Raw genomic sequence first — 19,321 nt, 5'->3', positions numbered from 1 at the left:
ACAGACGGGCCGCCGCCCGCGGCGGCGATAGAGTGGCGGCCCGTACCGGTCCGTGATTTTGGCCGCTCTTCATGAACAACCGTGCATGAAGGACCCGTAATGAGGTAGTTACGGACACGGAAGGGGGTGCCGGACCGTGCGAGCGATGAGTGGACTGTGGCGTTGGCGGCGTAATCCGCTGCGGCGCAGGACCGATCTCGCCGAAGCGTGGCTGGCGCTGGGCGCCGCCCTCCTGATCGTGTTCGGGGGCTCGGCGGCCGGCTGGGCGACCGCCCGGACCGCCGGCGACACGCTCCAGGACACCGTACGGACCCAGCACGCCCAACGGCACCTGGTGCGGGTCCAGGTGGAGCGGCTGCTGCAGCATCCCCCCGTGGACCCCGACCCCGAGACGGCGACCCGGCGTGACGCGTACCGCAAGGTGCTGGCCAACTGGCGCGGCGTGGACGGCAGCCGGCACATCGGGGTCGCCGCGGCGCCGCGTCCGGTGGTGCCCGGCGACCGCTTCCGGATCTGGACCGACGGCCGCGGCCGGATCGTGCCCCGCCCGATGGACGTGTCGACCGCGAACTCCCATGCGGTGCTCGCCGGCCTGGGCGCGGCGGCGCTGGCCGGGGCCGCGGTCGAGGGCGGCCGCAGGCTGGTGCTGTGGCAGCTGATGCGCCGCAGGTACCGCCGCTGGGACGAGGAGTGGGAGCGCGCGGGCCAGGACTGGGGACGGGCCGGCGCGGGCAGCTGAGGACGCGCCGCCCACTGGGCGCGCAGTGCGTCACCGTTCGTAGGACGAGGTGCCGACCACGTCAACTGCCGTACGCCGAGCGCGCTACGGTGGTGCAGCCAGCCGCTCGGCTGGGGCCTGCGCAGCCCGTACGCGGACATATTCGCGCGTACCACCGCGGGCCGGAATCAGCCGCACGAGGTGGGGGCACGACATCGCCATGGCACAGGGCTCGGTCCAGGTCACGCACTCCGGGACGTCGCGCTGGCGGCGTCGCACAGGGGAGTACAGCTCCCTGGCCGCCGCCCTCGAAGCAGCCGGGGACGGCGATGTGCTGACCGTCGCGGCGGGCACGTACCGCGAGAACCTCGTGCTGTGCCGGGCGGTGACGCTGCGCGGGCCCGACGGGGCGCGCGGCTCGGTGCGGATCGCGCCCTCCGACGGCGTGGCACTGACCGTACGGGCCTCGGCGATCCTGCAGGACCTGCACGTGGAGGCACAGGACTCGGCAGCGCCGGCCCTCCTGGTGGAGGACGGCGCACCGGAGCTCACGGGGCTGCGCGTGGTGACGCGGTCCGCGACCGGCATCGAGGTGCGCGGTGGCGCCCGGCCCACGGTGCGGCGCTGCACGGTCGACAATCCGGGCGGCGTGGGCATCAGCGTGCTGGACGGCGCGGGCGGCGTCTTCGAGGAGTGCGAGGTACTGGCTGCCGGACAGACAGGCGTGGCGGTGCGCGGCGGGGCGCATCCGCGGCTGGAGCGCTGCCGGGTGCACCACGCGAGCGGCGCGGGCCTGTCGGTGAACGGCGAGGGCAGCGCGGTCGAGGCGGTCGGCTGCGAGCTGTACGAGATCAAGGGCGCGGGCGTGCAGGTCGCCGCGCGCGCCACCGGGCACCTCACCGACTGCACGGTGCACCGCACTTCGGCGGACGGCGTCACCCTGGACACGGACGCGGTGCTCACAGTCGCCGACTGCGACATCCACGACATACCGGAGAACGCACTGGATCTGAGGTCGCGTTCGGTGCTGACGCTGACCCGGAGCCGGGTGCGGCACTTCGGGCGCAACGGCCTGTCCGTATGGGACCCGGGCACCCGGGTGGATGCCAACCAGTGCGAGATCCACGACAGTACGGGCGACTATCCGGCGGTGTGGGTGAGCGACGGCGCGACGGCCGTGCTCGACTCGACCCGGGTGCACGACGTGCCGGACGCGCTCTTCGTGCTGGACCGCGGTTCGCGGGCCGATGTGGTCGATTCCGATCTCGCGCAGGTACGGAACACCGCCGTTTCGGTCAGCGACGGCGCGACCGTACAGCTCGACGACTGCCGCATCCGGGAGGCCGCGACCGGCGCGTGGTTCCGCGACCACGGCAGCGGCGGCACGCTCGCGGGCTGCACGATCGAGGACACCCAGACGGGCGTGATCGTCACCAAGGGCGCCGACCCGAACGTCGAGCGGTGCACGGTCAGCACTCCGGCCGAAGCGGGCTTCTACGTGTCCGCGGAGGGCCGCGGCACCTTCCACAACTGCCGGGTCACGGGCAGCTCCGGCTACGGCTTCCACGTGATCGACGGCTGCCGTACGACGCTGACGCGGTGCCGTACGGAGCGGTGCGCGCGCGGCGGTTACGAGTTCGCCGAGGACGGCCCGACGGCGGTGGACTGCACCAGCGACGAGAGCCGGATGACCCAGCCGGCGGCCGCGTCGGTGCCGTCCGGCACGCCCTCGCAGGCGGCCACCGCGGCGCCTGTGACGGCCGCGCAGCCCGCGGGCACGGCCGGCCTGCTGGGCGGGGTCCCCGCGCCGCCCAGCGCGCCTCAGGCGCCCGCCGAGCCGGTCCCGGACACCCGCCCCTCGGACGAGGTCCTCGGCGAACTGGACACGCTCGTCGGCCTGGACAGCGTCAAGCGCGAGGTGCGCAGCCTGATCAACATGATCGAGGTGGGGCGGCGCCGGCAGCAGGCGGGCCTCAAGGCCGCCTCGGTCCGCCGCCACCTGGTCTTCACCGGCTCCCCCGGCACGGGCAAGACCACCGTCGCGCGGCTGTACGGCGAGATCCTGGCGTCGCTGGGCGTACTGGAGCGCGGCCACCTTGTGGAGGTCTCCCGCGTGGACCTGGTCGGCGAGCACATCGGGTCGACGGCCATCCGTACTCAGGAGGCGTTCGACCGGGCGCGCGGCGGGGTGCTCTTCATCGACGAGGCGTACGCGCTGTCCCCGGAGGACTCCGGGCGCGACTTCGGGCGCGAGGCGATCGACACCCTGGTGAAGCTGATGGAGGACCACCGGGAGGCGGTGGTGGTCATCGTGGCGGGCTACACCGCCGAGATGGAGCGCTTCCTCGCGGTCAACCCCGGCGTCGCCTCCCGCTTCTCGCGGACCATCAGGTTCGGCGACTACGACCCCGAGGAGCTGCTGCGGATCGTCGGGCAGCAGGCCGAGGAGCAGGAGTACCACCTCGCCGACGGCACCTCGGAGGCGCTGCTGAAGTACTTCACCGCGCTCCCGAAGGGGCCGTCGTTCGGCAACGGGCGCACCGCCCGGCAGACGTTCGAAGCGATGGTCGAACGGCACGCGGGCCGGGTGGCGCAGCTCCCCGACCCGAGCACCGAAGACCTCACGCACCTCTACTCCGAGGACCTGCCGGCGCTGCCCTGAGACGCGGCGGGCCGCTCTCCGGGGGCGGGGTCCCGCTCGGCGTCCGGCTCGCCGGGCTGCTGCGGTATCCCGGGCGCCAGATGGGCGAGGAGCTCGGCGCGGGCCGCCCCGAACTCCGGGTCGGCCTGGTAGTCGCCGTGCCCGAGGGTCTGGGCGGGCAGCGGGTACTGCAGGGTGCGCCCGAAGACCAGCGGGTCGCGCAGCGGCCCCCGGTCGATCGCCGCGCCGTCCTCACAGGTGAGGCGGACCGGGCCGCCGATGGGGTCGGTGAACCGCCACAGGTTGCGCCAGGCGTCCATCTCGCGGTGCAGCCCGGTGAGCGCGGCGGGCCCGAAGAACGCCGGGAACCAGCGTCCGTACAGCCGCTCCAGCGGCGACCCGTACGTGAGCAGCGCGACCCGGCTTCGCGTCACCGGGTCCAGCTGCCAGACGGCGGCGGCCGCGAGGACGCTGCCCTGGGAGTGCCCGGAGAGGACCAGGCGCCCGTCGTGGGTCTCGGTCCAGGTGGCCATCCGCCAGGTCAGGTCCGGCACGGCCCGCTCGGCGTAGCACGGGGGCGCGAAGGGGTGCGCGGCGCGCGGCCAGAAGGTGCCGACGTCCCAGAGGATGCCGATGGTGCGGCGGGCGGAGGCGTCCTTGTAGGCGCGGCGTCCCATGGCGAGCATGAGGACGACGCCGGCACCCATCAGCCAGGAGCCGAGCGCCTGTGCCGTCTCGGCGACGGCGTCCACGAAGGCGGGCGCGTCGTCCAGCGCCCGGCCGGGCGGCAGGCCCGTGAGCCGGGCACCGAGCACCGCACCCGTGCCGAGCACGAAGGTGACGGCCGTGATCACGCCGATCAGCACCGGTGCCCGGTCGGTGAGCCCCGCGCGGGCGATGGTGCCCGCGATCCCCTTCGTGCGCTGCGCGTCGGGCTTCTCCTCGTCCTCGTACAGCCCGGGGATGTCCGGGAGGACCTCTCGGCGGACGGCGAGCACCTGGAAGCCGGCCGCGACGACCAGCAACACGACGACGACCAGCAGGACGGGGATGACCGATGCCTGCCACGAGAGCAGCACGGGCGGGCCCGCCATCGGGGCGTGCGCGTCGCCCGGGGTGGAGCCGCGGTCCAGCCAGTCGGCGGTGCGCTGCGCCACTCCCCCGGTGAACACGCCGCCCAGTGCGCAGGCCAGGAGCGCCACGGAGGCGCCGGCCAGGCCCGCGAGCGCGGTGCGCTCCGTGCCCCGCGCGGCCCGCTGGAGCACCCCGGCGGTCAGCAGCAGCCCGACGACCAGCGCGCCCTGGAGGACGGCGAGCACCGCGAAGATGCCGTCGCCGGGGAGGTGCCCGGCGGAGGTCCAGCCGGGGCGCGCCCAGGCGGTGTGCACGGCGGTCAGGCCCAGCGCGCCGAGCGCGGCGTACGGGAGGCACCTGACGACCGGCCGGTCGGTCTCCACGTCGGGCTCCGCCTCGCTGCGCGCGGTACGGCAGACGATGACCACGCTGAGGACCGCCAGGACGGCGACCAGCGCGGCCAGCGCGTATCCGGTCCAGCGCAGCCACGCGCCGGCGCCGGGCCGGCCGTCGGCGTCGTGCGCGGTCAGGAGCAGCGCGGTGGCGATGGTGAGCAGTCCCGCGGCGGCGTGCGCGGAGCGCAGCCGGGCGACGACCCGGCGGCCGTACCAGAAGCCGTCCAGGCACAGCGTGGGACGCTCGGAGGGCGGTGTGTCGCGGGAGGTGCCGGGGCGGCGCGGCGGCGGGGAGGCGGACTCGTACGCGCTCCAGGTGCGGTGCGAGAGCCACCACAGCAGGCCCACGAGAAGCAGCGGAAAGGCGCTCGCGACCACGAGGCGGCGGCCCGGCAGGCTCCACCAGCCGTCCTGCGCGGTGCTGAGGAAGCCGAGCCAGGAGCGGTCCGCCGAGCACGAGAGGCTGCCCGCGCACTGCCAGGCGAGCAGGTCCAGGGCCACCTCGCAGGCCCCGGCGGCGAGCAGCACCGTGAGGGTGAGCGCCAGGATGCGGACGAGGACGTCGTAGAGGCGCTGGGCAAGGTGGCCGCGCGGGGCCGCGGGGCGCATCCAGTGCGCGAGGTTCGCGACCATGAAGGGCAGCAGGATCAGCCAGAGGGCGCGGCTGCCGTTGCCCGAGGTGAGGTTGGACCAGCAGTACGCCTCGCGGACCGGCTCCTCGGGATCGCCCTCGCGCTCGTCGGCGGGGCGCTCCTCGGCGTCCGCGTCGGCGGCGCGGCGGTAGATGGCGGCGGTGTCGTCACCGGTGACGCGCACGACCCGTGGGTCGTCGAGCATCTCCGCGGGCGTGGTGCCGCCGACGCCGTGAACCAGCAGTTCCAGGGCGATCCGGCGTGGTCTGTGCGCGGCGGCGCCCTCGTCTCCGCCCGCCTCCGTAGTGGCTGTGGGCGCGGACTGGTGCGTGGTGTCCACTGTGCTTCCCCCGATGTCCGTACGTCGATGTGCGTCCCGGATTCTTTCTTGCCCGCCGGAGCGCCGCATTCACCCCATCCGGGCCGGGGAGTCACTGTCAGTGCCTCGTGCGAGGATGTCCCCGAACAGCAGCGCTTCTGTGACCTGGGCGCGCCGTGAGCCGGGACGAAGGGACAGGCCGGGTGAGTGACAACCAGAATCTCCTCGCCGAGCAGCGGCGCGCCCTGATCCTCGACGAGGTGCGGCGGCGCGGCGGCGTCCGCGTCAATGAGCTGACCCGCAAGCTGAGCGTCTCGGACATGACGGTCCGTCGGGACCTGGACGCGCTGGCCCGCCAGGGCGTCGTGGAGAAGGTGCACGGCGGCGCCGTCCCCGTGAGCGAGCCGAGCGCCCACGAGCCGGGGTTCGAGGCGAAGTCCGCTCTGGAGCTGTCGGCGAAGGAGGCCATCGCCGAGGCGGCGGCCCAGATGGCGGCGCCGGGCAGCGCGATCGCGCTGGCGGGCGGCACGACGGCGTTCGCGCTGGCCCATCAGCTGCTGGACGTGCCGGACCTGACGGTGGTGACGAATTCGGTCCGGGTGGCCGATGTGTTCTACGCCGCGCAGCGGGCGGCGGCCGGCGCCGGCGGCCCGCGCCCCGGAGCGGCCACGGTCGTGCTGACCGGTGGCGTGCGGACGCCGTCGGACACGCTGGTCGGCCCGGTGGCCGACGCCGCGATCCGCTCGCTGCACTTCGATGCGCTCTTCCTCGGGGTGCACGGCATATCCGTCGAGGCCGGACTGTCGACACCGAATCTCGCCGAGGCGGAGACCAACCGCCACTTCGTGCGGTCGGCGCGCCGGGTCGTGGTGGTCGCGGACCACACGAAGTGGGGCACGGTGGGCCTGAGTTCGTTCGCCTCGCTGGACCAGGTGGACGTGCTGGTCACCGATCCCGGGCTGCCGGCCCATGTCCGGGCGGAGTTCGCGGAGTTGCCGCCGCGGCTGGTGGTGGCCGGTGAGCCGGAAGACGACGCAGACATCTGACGAGGCCCCAGCTATGGTGTGCGACGCCGGATTGTTCGACGGTCGGTCCTGATCTCATCACCGTGTGTAGGGGGTGCTCGTCCCATGACGCACCGACTGAGCCCTGTCGGGCTCGACTTCGCCGAATCCGCGCCGCTGCGCATGGTCTTCGCGGCCGAGGTCTCCGCGCCCCCTGAAGCGGTGTACGCCGCGCTCGCGGACGACGTCGGCTCCTGGAGCGCGTGGTTCACGGGGGTCTCGCGGATCACCCCGACCGACGGCGGCAAGGGCCGCTCGGTCCGGCTGACGGGCGGCACCCGCTTCGTGGAGAGCATCCTGGCCGCCGAGCGCCCCGAGCACTACGCCTACCGCGTCGACGAGACCAACGCGCCGGGCCTGCGTGCCCTGCTGGAGGACTGGCGGCTCACCCCGGTGTCCGGCGGCACGCTCGTGCGCTGGACGTTCGCCGCCGACGGCCCCGCGCCGTTCCGCTCGATGATGCAGCTGTCCCGCCCGATGCTGGGCCGCGCGTTCCGTGATTCGATGCGGCAGCTGGACCGGCGCCTCGTCGGCGTCTGAGCGGCGCCACAGCGGCGTGTGAGCGAAGCGCCGGGCCCCGGGCGGCCCGGTCGCCGAAGAGCCCGTCAGAGCCCTCTCAGGCCGGCCAGGTGCCCTCGGCGAGGAAGGTCTGCAGGGTCCGGGCGTACGGCGCGATGTCCAGCCCCTGCTCGGCCAGCCAGGCGTCGGAGTAGTACTTGTCGAGGTAGCGGTCGCCGGGGTCGCACAGGAGGGTGACCACCGAGCCCGTACGGCCCGCGGCGACCATCTCGGAGACGATCTTCAGCGCGCTCCACAGCCCCGTGCCCGTCGAGCCGCCCGCCTTGCGCCCGATGGCGGTCTCCAGCGCCCGTACGGCCGCCACGCTCGCCGCGTCCGGGACCTTCATCATCCGGTCGATCGCGCCGGGCACGAAGCTGGGCTCCATCCGCGGCCGCCCGATGCCCTCGATACGGGAGGCCGTGCGGCAGTCCGTCTCGGCGTCGCCGTTCAGCCAGCCGTCGAAGAAGCAGCTGTTCTCCGGGTCGGCGACGCACACCCGGGTGTCGCGCTGCATGTAGTGCACGTAGCGGGCGATGGTCGCCGAGGTACCGCCGGTGCCCGCGGTGGCCACGATCCACGCCGGGTCCGGGTACCGCTCCAGGCGCAGCTGCTGGAAGATCGATTCGGCGATGTTGTTGTTGCCGCGCCAGTCCGTGGCCCGCTCGGCGTAGGTGAACTGGTCCATGTAGTGCCCGCCGGTCTCGGCCGCGAGCCGGGCGGAGACGTCGTACACGGTCCGCGGGTCGGCAACAAGATGGCAGGTGCCGCCGTGGAACTCGATCAGGCGGGTCTTCTCGCGGCTGGTCGTCGCGGGCATCACCGCGATGAACGGCACTCCGATGAGCTTCGCGAAGTACGCCTCGGAGACGGCCGTGGAGCCGCTGGACGCCTCGATGACCGGCTTGCCGGGGCGGATCCAGCCGTTGCACAGCCCGTAGAGGAAGAGGGAGCGCGCCAGGCGGTGCTTCAGACTGCCGGTCGGATGCGTCGACTCGTCCTTCAGGTACAGGTCGATGCCCCACTGCTCGGGCAGCGGAAAGCGCAGCAGGTGGGTGTCGGCGCTGCGGTTGGCGTCCGCCTGGACCTTGCGCACGGCTTCCTTGAGCCAGCCCCGGTAATCGGAGTCGGTGCGGTCGACATCAAGGGTGGGCAGCGGCCCGCCTTCGGGGGCGGCCGGGAGGTCGCAGGACCGGCCGCCGGCCCCCGCGAGGCCGCCGTCCCGCCCGTCCGTGTGCTGTGCGGTGCTCATCGACGTGCTCCTCGCGGTCGTCCGGCCCGCCGTGACCACCGGGCCCAGCTCGATCATAACCATCCGCCACACGCTTCTCACCTGCATAAACAACCCTTTGAGCAGCTCCAAGAAGCCCTCGGGGTACTGGTGTTCGCAGGCCCACGACCAGGGGAACTGGTGCCCGGGCCGCGATCCGGGCAGACTTCATAAGGGCGCGGGCCTTTTCCCGTCGCCAAGTGCGTGAGGAGGCGGTGCTCCATGAGGGAGCCGGAGTTCAACGCGACCGGTGTGCGCATCGAGCGCTGGCTGCGGTCGCTGACCCGAGCGGGTCAGGTCATCATCAGGGACGGCAGGCTGGCACTGCTGACGAGCTACGGCACGGAGATCGACAGCGCGCCGCTGACGTCGGTCCAGGCGCACCGGCCGCGGCTGCTGGCCCGGGATCGGGCGTTCGCCACGCTCAACGGCCACCGCTACTCCCTGACCATGGGCGCCCCCGAGCGCTTCCTGGACGTCGTACGGGCCGCCGGCGCCCGCACCTGACCCGCCGTACCGGAGCGACGGACGTTACGCCCGGACGACCGCGCCTGCGGGCCACGTACGGAAGTGTGCGCGGGGATCGTACGGGTCCGCGGGCGGCGGTACGGCGACTGCATTCGGGTGAAGACCGGTGGGGCGCGCTGGGGTTGCGGACCCTCTGCGGTTGCGGGAGTACGGGAGCGGGCCGACCCTGGACTGACTCACATCACCAAGAGTTCACCACTGGTGACTACAGGTGAACGGGATATCGCCGGACCCGGTCCTCGCGTTTCCGTAGCGGCGGGCGCGCCCGGCCTCATCAGGGGAGTCGCGGTCGTGATCAGGCAGCCCAGCAGGCACTGCGCGGTAGAGCTCCAAGCCCTGCCGGCACGCATCGGCCAGATGCGCAGAATCGTATCGGCACAGCTACGTTACTGGCGTCTCGACGCCTTGATCGACTCCGCGACCCTGGGAGTGACGGAGCTGTTGGCCAACGTCCACCAGCACGCCCTGCCCAGCAAGCAGTGCACGGTCGAACTGTCGGTCCTGCTGGATCAGTTGACGGTGTCGGTCCGCGATCTCGATCCCAGGCTGCCGCAGCCCGCGGTGGCCGGGCCGCTGGATACCGGGGGCCGCGGCCTGACCCTGGTCGCGGAGCTGAGCGAGAGCTGGGGCGCCCGCCCGGAGGACACCGGCAAGGTCGTGTGGTTCACGCTGCCGGCGCTCACCCGTGGCCGCGAGGAGCCGGGCCCCGCGCTCAGCCGTCTGCCGGAACCACCCGAGGCGGAGCGCACAGAAGCAGCCGGCGGAGTGCACACACCCGCACGCGGCGCACGAGTGGGCTGAGCGCCCGGTCCCCGAGGGGGCCGGGCGCTCAGCCGTCCGTACGCACACGAGCCGCGCCCCCGGGGACGGTCACGTCACGCCTCCCCGGCCCTTGCCGTGCGTCCCGAACTGCTCGTCCAGGACCGAGAGCCGCCGCCAGTACTCGTCCTCGTCGATCTCACCGGAGGCGAACCGGTGGCCCAGTACGGAGAGGGGCGACGGACCGGTTTCGGCATGAGCGGCCGTGCCGGACCGCTGCCAGGGCCCCCGCCCGCGCCATACGGTGCGCCGCAGCACGGTGACGACACCGATGACGGCGATCGCCCACAGCAGCGGGAAGAACAGGATCCAGGGCCCGGGACCGCCGCCGGACCAAGGTGTCGCCAGGACGTCCATGATGTTCAGCTCCTCGAAGGTCACGCCGGTCACGCGGTTTCCGCGTTCTCTTCGAGCCTGATCCGCCGGACGCCTCCCGTCGTCGTACGGACAGCGGCACCGGGACTACCCCTTGGGGAGTACACCCGGCAACGGGGACAGCGGTGCCCCACTGTAACTACTGGTATGTAAAGTGCCCTCATGGTCAGACCTCACCGCCCCACCGGGGCCGCCCCTGCCCCCGTCCTCCGTACCGTGCTGGGTGATCTGCCCCCGGAGGCGCTGCGCGGCCGGTTCGACGCGCACGACCATCTCTTTCTCGCCACGCCCCAGCTGCCCGGCCAGGAACTGGCGGACACCGGGGCCGCGGCCGCCGAGCTGCGCGCCTTCCGGGAGGCGGGCGGCGGCACAGTGGCGCAGTGGACGCCGTACGGGATGGGGCGCCGCGCCTCCGAACTGGCACGCCTCTCCCGGGAGTCGGGCGTGCGCATCGTGGCGGCCACCGGGCTGCATCAGGCGGCGCACTACGCACCGGAGACGCTCGAACGGGTCCGCAAGGATCTGGCAGGGCTGTTCGTCGCCGAGCTGACGGAGGGCATCGGCGGACCCGGCGGCCCGCGGGCCGGCCTCATCAAGGTGGCAGGCGACTTCCACGGTCTGGACGCGCACGCCCGCCACACGCTGTCCGCCGCGGCCGAGGCGCACCACGCCACGGGGGCCGCCATCGGCGTCCACCTGGAGCTGGGCACCGGCGCACTCGACGTGCTCGACCTGCTGTGCGACGAGGCGGGAGTACCGCCGCAGCACGTGATACTCGGCCACCTCAACCGCTTCCCCGACGCGGCCGTCCACCGCACGGCCGCCGAGGCCGGCGCCTACCTGGCCTTCGACGGCCCCTCGCGGGCGCACCACGCGACGGACTGGCGGCTCCCTGAGGCGCTGGCCGCGCTGGTCGACGCGGGGTTCGGCGACCGCGTCCTGCTGGGCGGCGACACGACCACGGCCGGGGCCCGTTCGGTCGACGGCGGGCCGGGGATGCCGTACGTCGTCCTCGGGCTGCGCCGCCGCCTCGAACTCACCCTGGAGAAGGAGGCGGTGGAGCGCATGCTGACGGTCAATCCGGCGCGCGCCTTCGCCACGGAGTGGCGGGCCTGAGCCGCGGCGCCCCCGCACGCGTCAGCCGGTGCGTTCGCTCTCCAGGACGATCAACGGGTCGTCCAGCACCGGCTGCCAGGCCAGCTCGGCCGCGCCCACCAGGGCGTTGTGGTCCAGCGTGCAGGGCAGTATCGGTACGCCACCGCTGCGCCCCCAGAGGCTGCGGTCCGCCACTACGGCGCGCAGCCGCTCGGGGTCGGCCTCCAGAAGCGCCCGGTGCAGGCCCCCGAGGATGATGCGGTCGGGGTTCAGGATGTTGACCAGCCCCGCGATACCGAGGCCGAGCCGGTCGATCAGCAGCTCTCCGGCCGCCCGTACGGAGGCGTCCGCGTACTCCTCGCGCAGCAGATCCGTCGCCTGCTTGAGCAGCGAGCCTTCGGGGCCCGGCGTACGGCCCGCGGCGCCGAGGAAGGCGAGCGGGTCCGCCTCGACGTCGAGACAGCCGCGGCTGCCGCAGTGGCAGGGGGCGCCCTCGGGGTTGACGGTGAGGTGCCCGACCTCCAGGGCCAGGCCGGAACTTCCGCTGTGCAGCCGGCCGTCCAGCACCAGCGCGCCGCCGACGCCGCGGTGGCCGGAGGCCACGCACAGCAGGTCGCGGGCGCCGCGTCCGGCCCCGTGGCGGTGTTCGGCGAGGGCCGTGAGGTTGACATCGTTGCCGCTGAAACCGACGTGCTCGGTGACGCCCGGCACCTTCGCCTCGGCCAGCGCCTCGAGGAACAGCGCCCGTACGGGGGCGCCGGCGGGCCAGGCGAGGTGCAGCGGGTTGAGCGCCTCACCGTCCGGCTCGGCGACCGCGGAGGGCACGGCGAGCCCGGCCCCCAGGCACTGCCGCCCGGAGTCGCGCAGCAGCCCGGAGCCGGCGCGTACGGCCTCGGACAGGATGCGCGCCGGGTCGGCGGGGATGGTGCCGCATCCGGACGTGGTGGCCACGATCCGGCCACCGAGGCCCACCAGGGCGACCCGGTAGCCGTCGGCGTGGATCTGCACGGCCAGCACGACGGGCCCCTGGTCGGCGATGAACAACCGGTGCGAGGGGCGTCCCTGGGTGCCGGCGGCGGCGGTCGGGTGCGCGTCGACGGTGATGAGGCCGAGCGCTTCGAGCTCGGCGGCCACCGCACCGGCCGTCGCGCGCGTCACGCCGAGTTCGGAGGTCAGCACGGCACGCGTCGGCGCGCGCCCGGTGTGTACGAGCTCCAGCGCGGGCCCGAGCGCGCCGCGGCCCCGCTCCAGCCTGGTCGTCCGTGTGTGGGTCACGCCGTCCATTCTGACTTTGTATCCGGTATGAACAAAACACGGCCCGCCGCCTCCCGGAAAACCGCCGGTCGCGCGCCGCACACCGAGACGCTACCCCCGCGCCGGCACCGTGTAAGGCCACCCGCCCGCTCGCCCCAGGGGGTGCGCGGCCGGCCCGGCGCCCACGCGGCCGGAATCACGCACTGACAGCCCAGGCTTCCGGCTCGATACTTGAGTACGGACCCCCGTATGTGAGTACGAACACGGATGTCCGTCCCGCCCGGAGCACGTACGACTGGACACGTACCTCTGCATCTGCACATGGACCGCCCCTGGGGGGACACATGAAGGCGACACTCCGGAACCGCGACCCCGAGACGCCCCGGCAGCGGGCGCACCAGGCTCCCTGGCTGCGCGACGCGGCGCGGCTGACGTTCGGCAATCCCGTCTCCCGCATCTACCTGGCCCTGGTCGCGGCGGCGATGGTCTTCGCCGTCGTCGACTCGCTCTTCGTCGACCATCCGGACGCCTCGATGTCCGGCGTCTGGGCCGCGCTGCTCACCTCCCCGACCCTTTTCCCGCTGTGGTTCGCGGGGGACGCGATGTGGAGCGACGCGGGCGCTCCGGCCTGGTACTCCATCACCACCATCGGCCTCGCGGCGCTGGTCAACGCGCTGCTGCTGGGTCTGGTCCACCGCAGTCTGCGCGGCCGGCCCGCCGCGCCCAAGGCCATTGTCAGTGGCGGCTGGGACACTCGTTGGCATGGAGATCACTGAATTCGTCGAAATGCTCCGCAGGGACGGCCGGTTGCTGGCGGACGCCGCGGACAAGGCCGGCCCCGACGCCTCGGTCCCGTCCTGTCCCGACTGGCAGGTCCGCGACCTGCTCCTGCACATGGGCCGCGTCCACCGCTGGGCGACGGGATATGTCACGGACGGGACGGACGGGCGCGTGCGGCCGCCCGAGGCGCCCGACCTGGACGGCACGGCGCTGGTGGAATGGGTGCGCGAGGGCCATGCCGCCCTGGTCTCGGCGCTCGCGGCGACCCCGGCCGACCTGGCGTGCTGGACCTTCCTGCCCGCCCCTTCGCCCCTGGAGTTCTGGGCCCGCCGGCAGGCCCATGAGACGGCGATACACCGCATCGACGCCGAGGCGGCGCTCGGCGCCGGCTTCTCCGCCGTCGATCCCGCGTTCGCCGCGGACGGCATCGACGAGTTGCTGATGGGCTTCCTCGCGAGTGACCGCGCCCGCGTGCGCACGACGCCCGAGAAGGAGTTGTATATACGCACCACGGACGCGCCCGGCGCCGCCGGCACGAGCAACGCCGCCTGGCGGGTGCGCCTTTCGGACGCGCCGCCTCGTACGGAGCGGGAGACGGCGACCGGGGACGAGGACGGCGCGGCGGGCCAGCCGACCGGCTCCGCACCGGACTGTGTGCTCGAAGGCCCCGCGGCGGACCTCTACGCGATGTTGTGGAACCGCCTGCCGTGGCAGAGTTCGGAGGCGGTGACGGTGACGCTGGGCGGCGACGGTTCCTTCCCCCGGCTCTGGCAGGAGCTGTTCGCGATCTGATCGCGGCCGTGGGCCGCCGGCGAGCGGCCCACGGGCCCCGCGCGGGGCGCGGACGGCCGGGGTCAGCCCGCGAAGGCCGGTTGATCGAGCCCCTGGCCCGCGCCCGGGACGACGAGCACCGAGCCCTCCAGGGGATGCCGCGGCGTGTCCTCCTGAGCCGTGGTGATGTAGAGGTCGGTGAGGTCACGGCCGCCGAAGGCGCAGGCGGTCGGGCGCCGGACGGGCAGTTCGACCGTACGGTCGAGGGTGCCGTCGGGCGTGTAGCGGCGCACCTGCCCGCCGTCCCACAGCGCCACCCAGACGCAGCCCTCCGCGTCCACGCACAGCCCGTCCGGGAAGCCGGCGCCCGGTTCGATCTCCACGTAGGGCCGCTGGCTGTCCGCGAGCCGCTCCGCGGCGCCCCCGTCACCGGCGGCCGCGTCGAAGACGTCGATCCGCCGGGTCGGGGTGTCGATGTAGTACATCAGCCGGCCGTCCGGGCTCCAGCCGATGCCGTTGCTGACGGTGACGTCCGAGAGCACCCGCACCGTGCTGCCGTCCGGGGCGACACGGGACAGCGTGCCGCCGCCCGGCGCCTCGTCGTACGGCATGGTCCCGGCCCAGAGCGCGCCGTCGGGCGCCACGGCCGCGTCGTTGCCGCGCCGCCCCGGCACTGCTTCGTAGGCCAGCCAGGAGAACTTCCCGGCCGCGTCGTAGAGGCCCACTCCGTCCCGGAGGTTGACGACCAGACCGCCTGTCGCGCGCGGCTTCGCGGCGCCCACGTGCTGTTCGGTGACCATGACCGTGCGGCGCCCGGTGGCGGGATCGTAGGTGTGCACCCGACAGGTGAGGATGTCGACCCAGATCAGCCGCGCATGTGCGGCGTCCCACGTCGGCCCCTCGCCGAGCCGCGCACCCGACCGCACGGCAACGTCCCACTGCCTCATGACCGCTCGCCTTCTTCCGGCACCAGTTCTTCCGGCTCTTCCGGCGCGAGTAGCTGCGACACGAGGCGTGCGCCACTGCCGTGCATGCGCTGGTTCCGGTCGGTGACCGGCCGGAAGCGCTCAGCCTATGAGCGGCCGGAGGGCAGCGGCAATCCCGTGCGCATGACAGACTCTTACGGTGTCTCCGACCCGCTCGCAGGCCCAACGGGACGCCGTCACCGTCGAGATCGTGTTCGCCGTGGTGACCGGTGCGCTCGTGGGCGCCCTCGCCTTCCTGATCTGCGCGGCGCCCGTCCTCTGGGACGCGCTGCCCGCCTCGTGGCGCGGCTCCTGGCTCATGGGATCGGCACTGGTCGGCGGTGGGGCCCTTGTCCACCGGGTGGTGCGGGTCCTGTGGCGGTGGCGTCAGCCCAGCCAGCCGGGGCGTACGAGCCCCGACTCGTAGGCCAGCACGACGAGTTGGGCCCGGTCCCGGGCGCCGAGCTTCACCATCGTGCGGCTGACGTGCGTCTTGGCCGTGAGCGGGCTGACGACGAGCCGGCGCGCGATCTCCTCATTGGACAGCCCCATGCCGACCAGCGCCATCACCTCCCGCTCCCGCTCGGTCAGTTGGGCCAGCCCCTCGGCCGCGGCCGGCTCCTTCGAACGGGCGGCGAATTCGGCGATCAGCCGCCGGGTCACTCCCGGGGACAGCAGCGCGTCCCCGGCGACCACGGCGCGTACGGCGCGCAGCAGTTCGTCCGGCTCGGTGTCCTTCACGAGGAACCCGGAGGCGCCCGAGCGGATCGCCTCGAACACGTACTCATCCAGCTCGAAGGTGGTCAGCATGACCACCTTCACTCCGGCCAGCCGCTCGTCCCCGGTGATCCCCCGGGTCGCGGCCAGCCCGTCCACGACCGGCATCCGGATGTCCATGAGGACGACATCGGGCCGCCGCTCCCGTACGGCCGTCAGCGCCTCCTCCCCGTCGGCGGCCTCACCGACCACCTCGATGTCCGGCTGCGCGTCCAGCAGCGCCCGGAAGCCGGCCCGCACCAGCACCTGATCGTCGGCGAGCAGTACCCGGATCATGCGCTCTCCTCCTCGTCATCGCCCGCCGCACGGGCCGCCGACCCGCCGTCCTGCTCGCCGGCCGCCCCGTCCGCCCCATCCGCCCGGCGGGTATCACCGCTCCCCCGCAGCGGGATCGTGGCACGTACGGCGAAGCCGCCGTCCGCGCGCGGGCCCGCCTGGACCTCGCCGCCGAGCGCGGCGGCGCGTTCACGCATGCCGACCAGGCCGTTCCCGCCGCCGGACGGTCCCGCTCCCGTGGCCGGCCCGTCGTCGTCGACGCGCAGCTCCAGCGCGTCCGCGGCCCGTGCCAGGTGGACACGTGCGCTGCGGGCCCCGGAGTGCCGGACGATGTTCGTCAGCGCCTCCTGGACGATACGGAACGCCGCGAGGTCCGCGCCCGGCGGCAGCCCGGACACCCGGCCCTCGACCGACACGGCCACGTCCAGTCCCGCGCTCTTCGCCTGCTCGGTCAGCTCGGGCAGCCGGGCGAGTCCGGGCGCCGGCGACCTGGGCGCCCGCCCCTGCGCGCGCAGCGTGTCGAGCACCTGCCGGACCTCGCCGAGCGCCTCCTTGCTGGCTCCCTTGATCGTCGTCAGGGCCGTGCGGGCCTGCTCGGGGTCGTCGTCGAGCAGGGCGAGCCCGACGCCGGCCTGGACGTTGATGACGGAGAGGCTGTGCGCGAGGACGTCGTGCAACTCCCGTGCGATCCGCAGCCGTTCCTCGTCGGCCCGGCGCCGCTCCGCCGCCGCGCGCTCGGCCCGGGCGTGCGCGAGCTGTTCGCGGCGTACGCGGCCCAGCTCGGACGCGGCGACGATCGCCACCGCCCAGCCGGCGACGATCAGCTCCTGCCCCCACGGCGCGGCGCCGTCGGCGGCCGGCGGCAGCCATCGGTACAGCCAGTGCGCGACGAGCAGATGCCCGGCCCACAGCAGCCCCACCGCGCTCCAGGCCGCGACGCGCCGCCCCGCCACGACAGCGGCGAAGCACCCGACCGCCACGGGCAGGAAGACCGGACCGTACGGATACCCGCCACCTAGGTAGAGCAGCGCGGCGATCGCGGTACCGAACGCGACGACGCGCGGAAAACGATGACGCAGGAGCAGGAGGAGGGAGCCCGCGAGCAGCAGGAATTCCGCGACGCCGTCCAGGGCCGCCCGGTCCGGCTGCCCGTGCGCGGCAAAGCGCGTACCGACCTGTACGAACACGGTGATCAGCAAGGTCGAACGCCAGGGCATGCGCCGCGCGGTGGCCCCGCGCGCGGGGCCGAGCCACCCGAGGCAGTGCCGCACCCACGACGGCCGTCCCTTGTCCATGCCGCCACGCTAGCCCGCCCCCTGCCCCCAGGGCGTCCGCCGAGCGCGGTGCCGGCCGGTACTCCGTGGGGAGTACGGGGCTGTGAGCAGTACGGAGAGGAGGTATGGCGGTGAGGAGGTCGAGCTCGCTGTGAGGAGTACGGAGAGGAGGAGAGGCCAGGCAGGTCAGCGGGCAGGCGTGGGGAGGCCGACCGACCGGGCGAGCTGCAGTACCGCCTGCTCGAAGAACTCCTCCCGCGCTTCGACCACCCGGTTGAACTGCCCGAAGAGCTCAAAGCCCACCAGCCCGAACAGCTGCGCCCACGCGCCGACCAGCCGGGCCACCACCCCGGCGGGCAGCTCCACGCCCTGCTCCGCGACCAGCGCCAGCATGTCCCCGACCACGGCGTCCGGCAGCGGGTCATCGGGCTCGCGCAGCGCGCCTGCCGCGTAGGCGTCCCGTACGACCTCGATGAGCGCCCGCGCCACCCGGCCGGCGGGCTCGGCGGTGGTCCTGGGGGCGTGATAGCCGGGTACGGGTGAGCCGTAGATCAGCGCGTACTCGTGGGGGTGGGCGAGCGCCCACTCCCGTACGGCGCGGCACACGGCGGTCCACCGGGCGGCCGGGGCCGCGTCCGCACTGCCCCGCCGGCCGGCGAGCGCGGTCTCGGCAGCCTGCCCCAAGGCGTTGTACGCGTCGAGGATCAGGGCCGTCAGCAGGTCGTCGCGGCTCGGGAAGTAGCGGTAGAGGGCCGAGGAGACCATGCCGAGCTCCCGGGCCACGGCGCGCAGCGAGAGCTTCGCGGCGCCTTCGGCGGCGAGCTGCTTGCGGGCCTCGTCCTTGATCGCAGCGGTGATCTCACCGCGCGCCCGCTCCCTGGCTCCCCTGATCGCAGTCATGGGGAGCAGTGTGCCATGTCGAGAACACCGACCAGGAACGAGAGCGGCGGCGCGAAGAGAGAGCAGTGCTCTTGCCATGGCGCGCCGGGCCGTGCACACTGCTCATTAACGAGAGCACTGCTCTCGCCGCGCGGCGCGACGCCGCTCGCCCTCGCCCTCGCCCTCCCGGACAAAGGGATCACCATGAACGAGACCCACGTGAACGAGACGCACGTGAACGGCAATCAACCGCCGCAGCCGCGCCCGCAGGGCGCCCCCCGCTACCTCAAGCCCGGCCGGCTGGGTGTCCGGCTCAACTCCCTCGTCGGCTGGCTGGCTCGGCGGGGGATCAGTCTGGCCGGGAGTGCGGATCTCGCCGTTCGCGGGCGGAAGAGCGGGGAGTGGCGGCGGGTGCCGGTGAATCCGCTGGCCTTCGAGGGCGCTCAGTACCTCGTCTCGGCGCGTGGCAACGGCGAGTGGGTCCGCAACCTGCGCGCGGCGGGCGGCGGGCAGTTGCGGGTGGGGCGCAGGACCCGCGCGTTCACCGCCGTGGAGCTGCCGCCCGCCGAGACGCCCGCGATTCTGCGGGCGTATCTGGAGCGTTGGGGCTGGGAGGTGAAGCAGTACTTCGGCGAGGTCACCGCCCAATCCGCCGACGACGCGCTGCTCGCCGCCGCCCCGCACCACCCGGTCTTCCGCATCACCCCGGCCGAGTGACCCCCTATCGCCCCGACCGGATGCTCCCCTGCCCGGTCACCACCCACTTCATCACCCACTTCACCACCCACCAACCGCTCATCGACCGAGCACCGGCCACTCGCACCGGCCGAGCACCGGTCGGCCACTCACACCGACCG

General features: G+C 73.6%; 19 protein-coding genes. 11 read left to right on the top strand and 8 right to left on the bottom strand.

Annotated features, from left to right (window positions below; translation table 11 throughout):
• Positions 1-145: 145 nt before the first annotated feature.
• Together ACIGXO_RS21550 and ACIGXO_RS21545 are read left to right on the top strand one after the other, a co-directional pair.
• Positions 146-739, top strand: coding sequence for a hypothetical protein (locus ACIGXO_RS21550; protein ID WP_399789069.1), 594 nt, complete (start codon positions 146-148; stop codon positions 737-739).
• A 199-nt stretch (positions 740-938) separates the two neighbouring features.
• A complete protein-coding gene (locus tag ACIGXO_RS21545) occupies positions 939-3,380 on the top strand; it encodes a right-handed parallel beta-helix repeat-containing protein (RefSeq protein ID WP_399789066.1) in 2,442 nt (813 codons plus the stop codon).
• On the opposite strand, the gene ACIGXO_RS21540 is transcribed toward ACIGXO_RS21545, so the two are convergent.
• Complete coding sequence (locus ACIGXO_RS21540; RefSeq protein ID WP_399789687.1) at positions 3,350-5,665, bottom strand: hypothetical protein; 2,316 nt, start codon at positions 5,663-5,665, stop codon at positions 3,350-3,352. The two genes, ACIGXO_RS21545 and ACIGXO_RS21540, sit on opposite strands and share 31 nt — an antisense overlap.
• Positions 5,666-5,982: 317 nt before the next feature.
• Between ACIGXO_RS21540 and ACIGXO_RS21535 the strand changes: the two genes are divergently transcribed.
• Together ACIGXO_RS21535 and ACIGXO_RS21530 are read left to right on the top strand one after the other, a co-directional pair.
• Positions 5,983-6,825, top strand: a complete 843-nt coding sequence (locus tag ACIGXO_RS21535; RefSeq protein WP_399789063.1) for a DeoR/GlpR family DNA-binding transcription regulator — start codon at positions 5,983-5,985, stop codon at positions 6,823-6,825.
• 84 nt (positions 6,826-6,909) lie between these two features.
• Entirely contained in the window at positions 6,910-7,383 is a 474-nt protein-coding gene (locus ACIGXO_RS21530; protein WP_399789061.1) for an SRPBCC family protein, read from the top strand.
• Positions 7,384-7,459: 76 nt separating this feature from the next.
• Here the strand turns inward: ACIGXO_RS21530 and ACIGXO_RS21525 are convergent, their stop codons facing one another.
• Positions 7,460-8,653, bottom strand: coding sequence for a PLP-dependent cysteine synthase family protein (locus ACIGXO_RS21525; RefSeq protein ID WP_399789058.1), 1,194 nt, complete (start codon positions 8,651-8,653; stop codon positions 7,460-7,462).
• 240 nt (positions 8,654-8,893) lie between these two features.
• Here ACIGXO_RS21525 and ACIGXO_RS21520 point away from each other — a divergent pair, with 240 nt between their 5' ends.
• Together ACIGXO_RS21520 and ACIGXO_RS21515 are read left to right on the top strand one after the other, a co-directional pair.
• Entirely contained in the window at positions 8,894-9,178 is a 285-nt protein-coding gene (locus ACIGXO_RS21520) for a hypothetical protein (RefSeq protein ID WP_351598559.1), read from the top strand.
• 312 nt (positions 9,179-9,490) lie between these two features.
• The gene (locus ACIGXO_RS21515) at positions 9,491-10,000 is read left to right on the top strand and encodes an ATP-binding protein (protein ID WP_399789055.1); all 510 of its coding nucleotides are present in this window, start codon (positions 9,491-9,493) and stop codon (positions 9,998-10,000) included.
• Between the two features lie 69 nt (positions 10,001-10,069).
• On the opposite strand, the gene ACIGXO_RS21510 is transcribed toward ACIGXO_RS21515, so the two are convergent.
• The gene (locus tag ACIGXO_RS21510; RefSeq protein WP_399789685.1) at positions 10,070-10,375 is read right to left on the bottom strand and encodes an SHOCT domain-containing protein; all 306 of its coding nucleotides are present in this window, start codon (positions 10,373-10,375) and stop codon (positions 10,070-10,072) included.
• A gap of 180 nt (positions 10,376-10,555) precedes the next feature.
• On the opposite strand from ACIGXO_RS21510, the gene ACIGXO_RS21505 reads away from it, so the two are divergent.
• The gene (locus ACIGXO_RS21505) at positions 10,556-11,509 is read left to right on the top strand and encodes a phosphotriesterase (RefSeq protein ID WP_399789052.1); all 954 of its coding nucleotides are present in this window, start codon (positions 10,556-10,558) and stop codon (positions 11,507-11,509) included.
• A 21-nt stretch (positions 11,510-11,530) separates the two neighbouring features.
• On the opposite strand, the gene ACIGXO_RS21500 is transcribed toward ACIGXO_RS21505, so the two are convergent.
• Positions 11,531-12,763: an ROK family protein gene (locus ACIGXO_RS21500; protein ID WP_399789049.1), complete on the bottom strand. Its 1,233-nt coding sequence runs from the start codon at positions 12,761-12,763 to the stop codon at positions 11,531-11,533.
• Positions 12,764-13,086: 323 nt separating this feature from the next.
• Between ACIGXO_RS21500 and ACIGXO_RS21495 the strand changes: the two genes are divergently transcribed.
• Positions 13,087-13,518, top strand: a complete 432-nt coding sequence (locus tag ACIGXO_RS21495) for an SCO4225 family membrane protein (protein ID WP_399789046.1) — start codon at positions 13,087-13,089, stop codon at positions 13,516-13,518.
• Positions 13,505-14,314, top strand: coding sequence for a maleylpyruvate isomerase family mycothiol-dependent enzyme (locus ACIGXO_RS21490; RefSeq protein ID WP_399789043.1), 810 nt, complete (start codon positions 13,505-13,507; stop codon positions 14,312-14,314). The genes ACIGXO_RS21495 and ACIGXO_RS21490 overlap by 14 nt, the downstream gene beginning before the upstream one ends.
• 62 nt (positions 14,315-14,376) lie before the next feature.
• On the opposite strand, the gene ACIGXO_RS21485 is transcribed toward ACIGXO_RS21490, so the two are convergent.
• Positions 14,377-15,240, bottom strand: a complete 864-nt coding sequence (locus tag ACIGXO_RS21485; protein WP_399789041.1) for an SMP-30/gluconolactonase/LRE family protein — start codon at positions 15,238-15,240, stop codon at positions 14,377-14,379.
• Between the two features lie 178 nt (positions 15,241-15,418).
• Between ACIGXO_RS21485 and ACIGXO_RS21480 the strand changes: the two genes are divergently transcribed.
• A complete protein-coding gene (locus tag ACIGXO_RS21480; RefSeq protein ID WP_399789038.1) occupies positions 15,419-15,685 on the top strand; it encodes a DUF6332 family protein in 267 nt (88 codons plus the stop codon).
• Here the strand turns inward: ACIGXO_RS21480 and ACIGXO_RS21475 are convergent.
• The 3 genes from ACIGXO_RS21475 to ACIGXO_RS21465 form a co-directional block, all read right to left on the bottom strand.
• On the bottom strand, positions 15,646-16,311 hold the full coding sequence (locus tag ACIGXO_RS21475) for a response regulator (protein WP_399789035.1): 666 nt from the start codon (positions 16,309-16,311) through the stop codon (positions 15,646-15,648). The two genes, ACIGXO_RS21480 and ACIGXO_RS21475, sit on opposite strands and share 40 nt — an antisense overlap.
• Positions 16,308-17,606, bottom strand: coding sequence for a sensor histidine kinase (locus ACIGXO_RS21470; RefSeq protein ID WP_399789032.1), 1,299 nt, complete (start codon positions 17,604-17,606; stop codon positions 16,308-16,310). The genes ACIGXO_RS21475 and ACIGXO_RS21470 overlap by 4 nt, the downstream gene beginning before the upstream one ends.
• Before the next feature lie 165 nt (positions 17,607-17,771).
• Positions 17,772-18,485, bottom strand: a complete 714-nt coding sequence (locus tag ACIGXO_RS21465; RefSeq protein WP_399789029.1) for a TetR/AcrR family transcriptional regulator — start codon at positions 18,483-18,485, stop codon at positions 17,772-17,774.
• A gap of 183 nt (positions 18,486-18,668) precedes the next feature.
• Between ACIGXO_RS21465 and ACIGXO_RS21460 the strand changes: the two genes are divergently transcribed.
• Positions 18,669-19,181, top strand: coding sequence for a nitroreductase family deazaflavin-dependent oxidoreductase (locus ACIGXO_RS21460; RefSeq protein ID WP_399789026.1), 513 nt, complete (start codon positions 18,669-18,671; stop codon positions 19,179-19,181).
• The last annotated feature ends 140 nt before the right edge of the window (positions 19,182-19,321 follow it).

The sequence above is a fragment of the Streptomyces sp. NPDC053542 genome (assembly GCF_044544685.1).
Classification (GTDB): Bacteria; Actinomycetota; Actinomycetes; order Streptomycetales; family Streptomycetaceae; genus Streptomyces.
The sequence above is the reverse complement of the archived record's forward strand: the minus strand, read 5'-3'. Positions and strand labels throughout refer to the sequence as shown.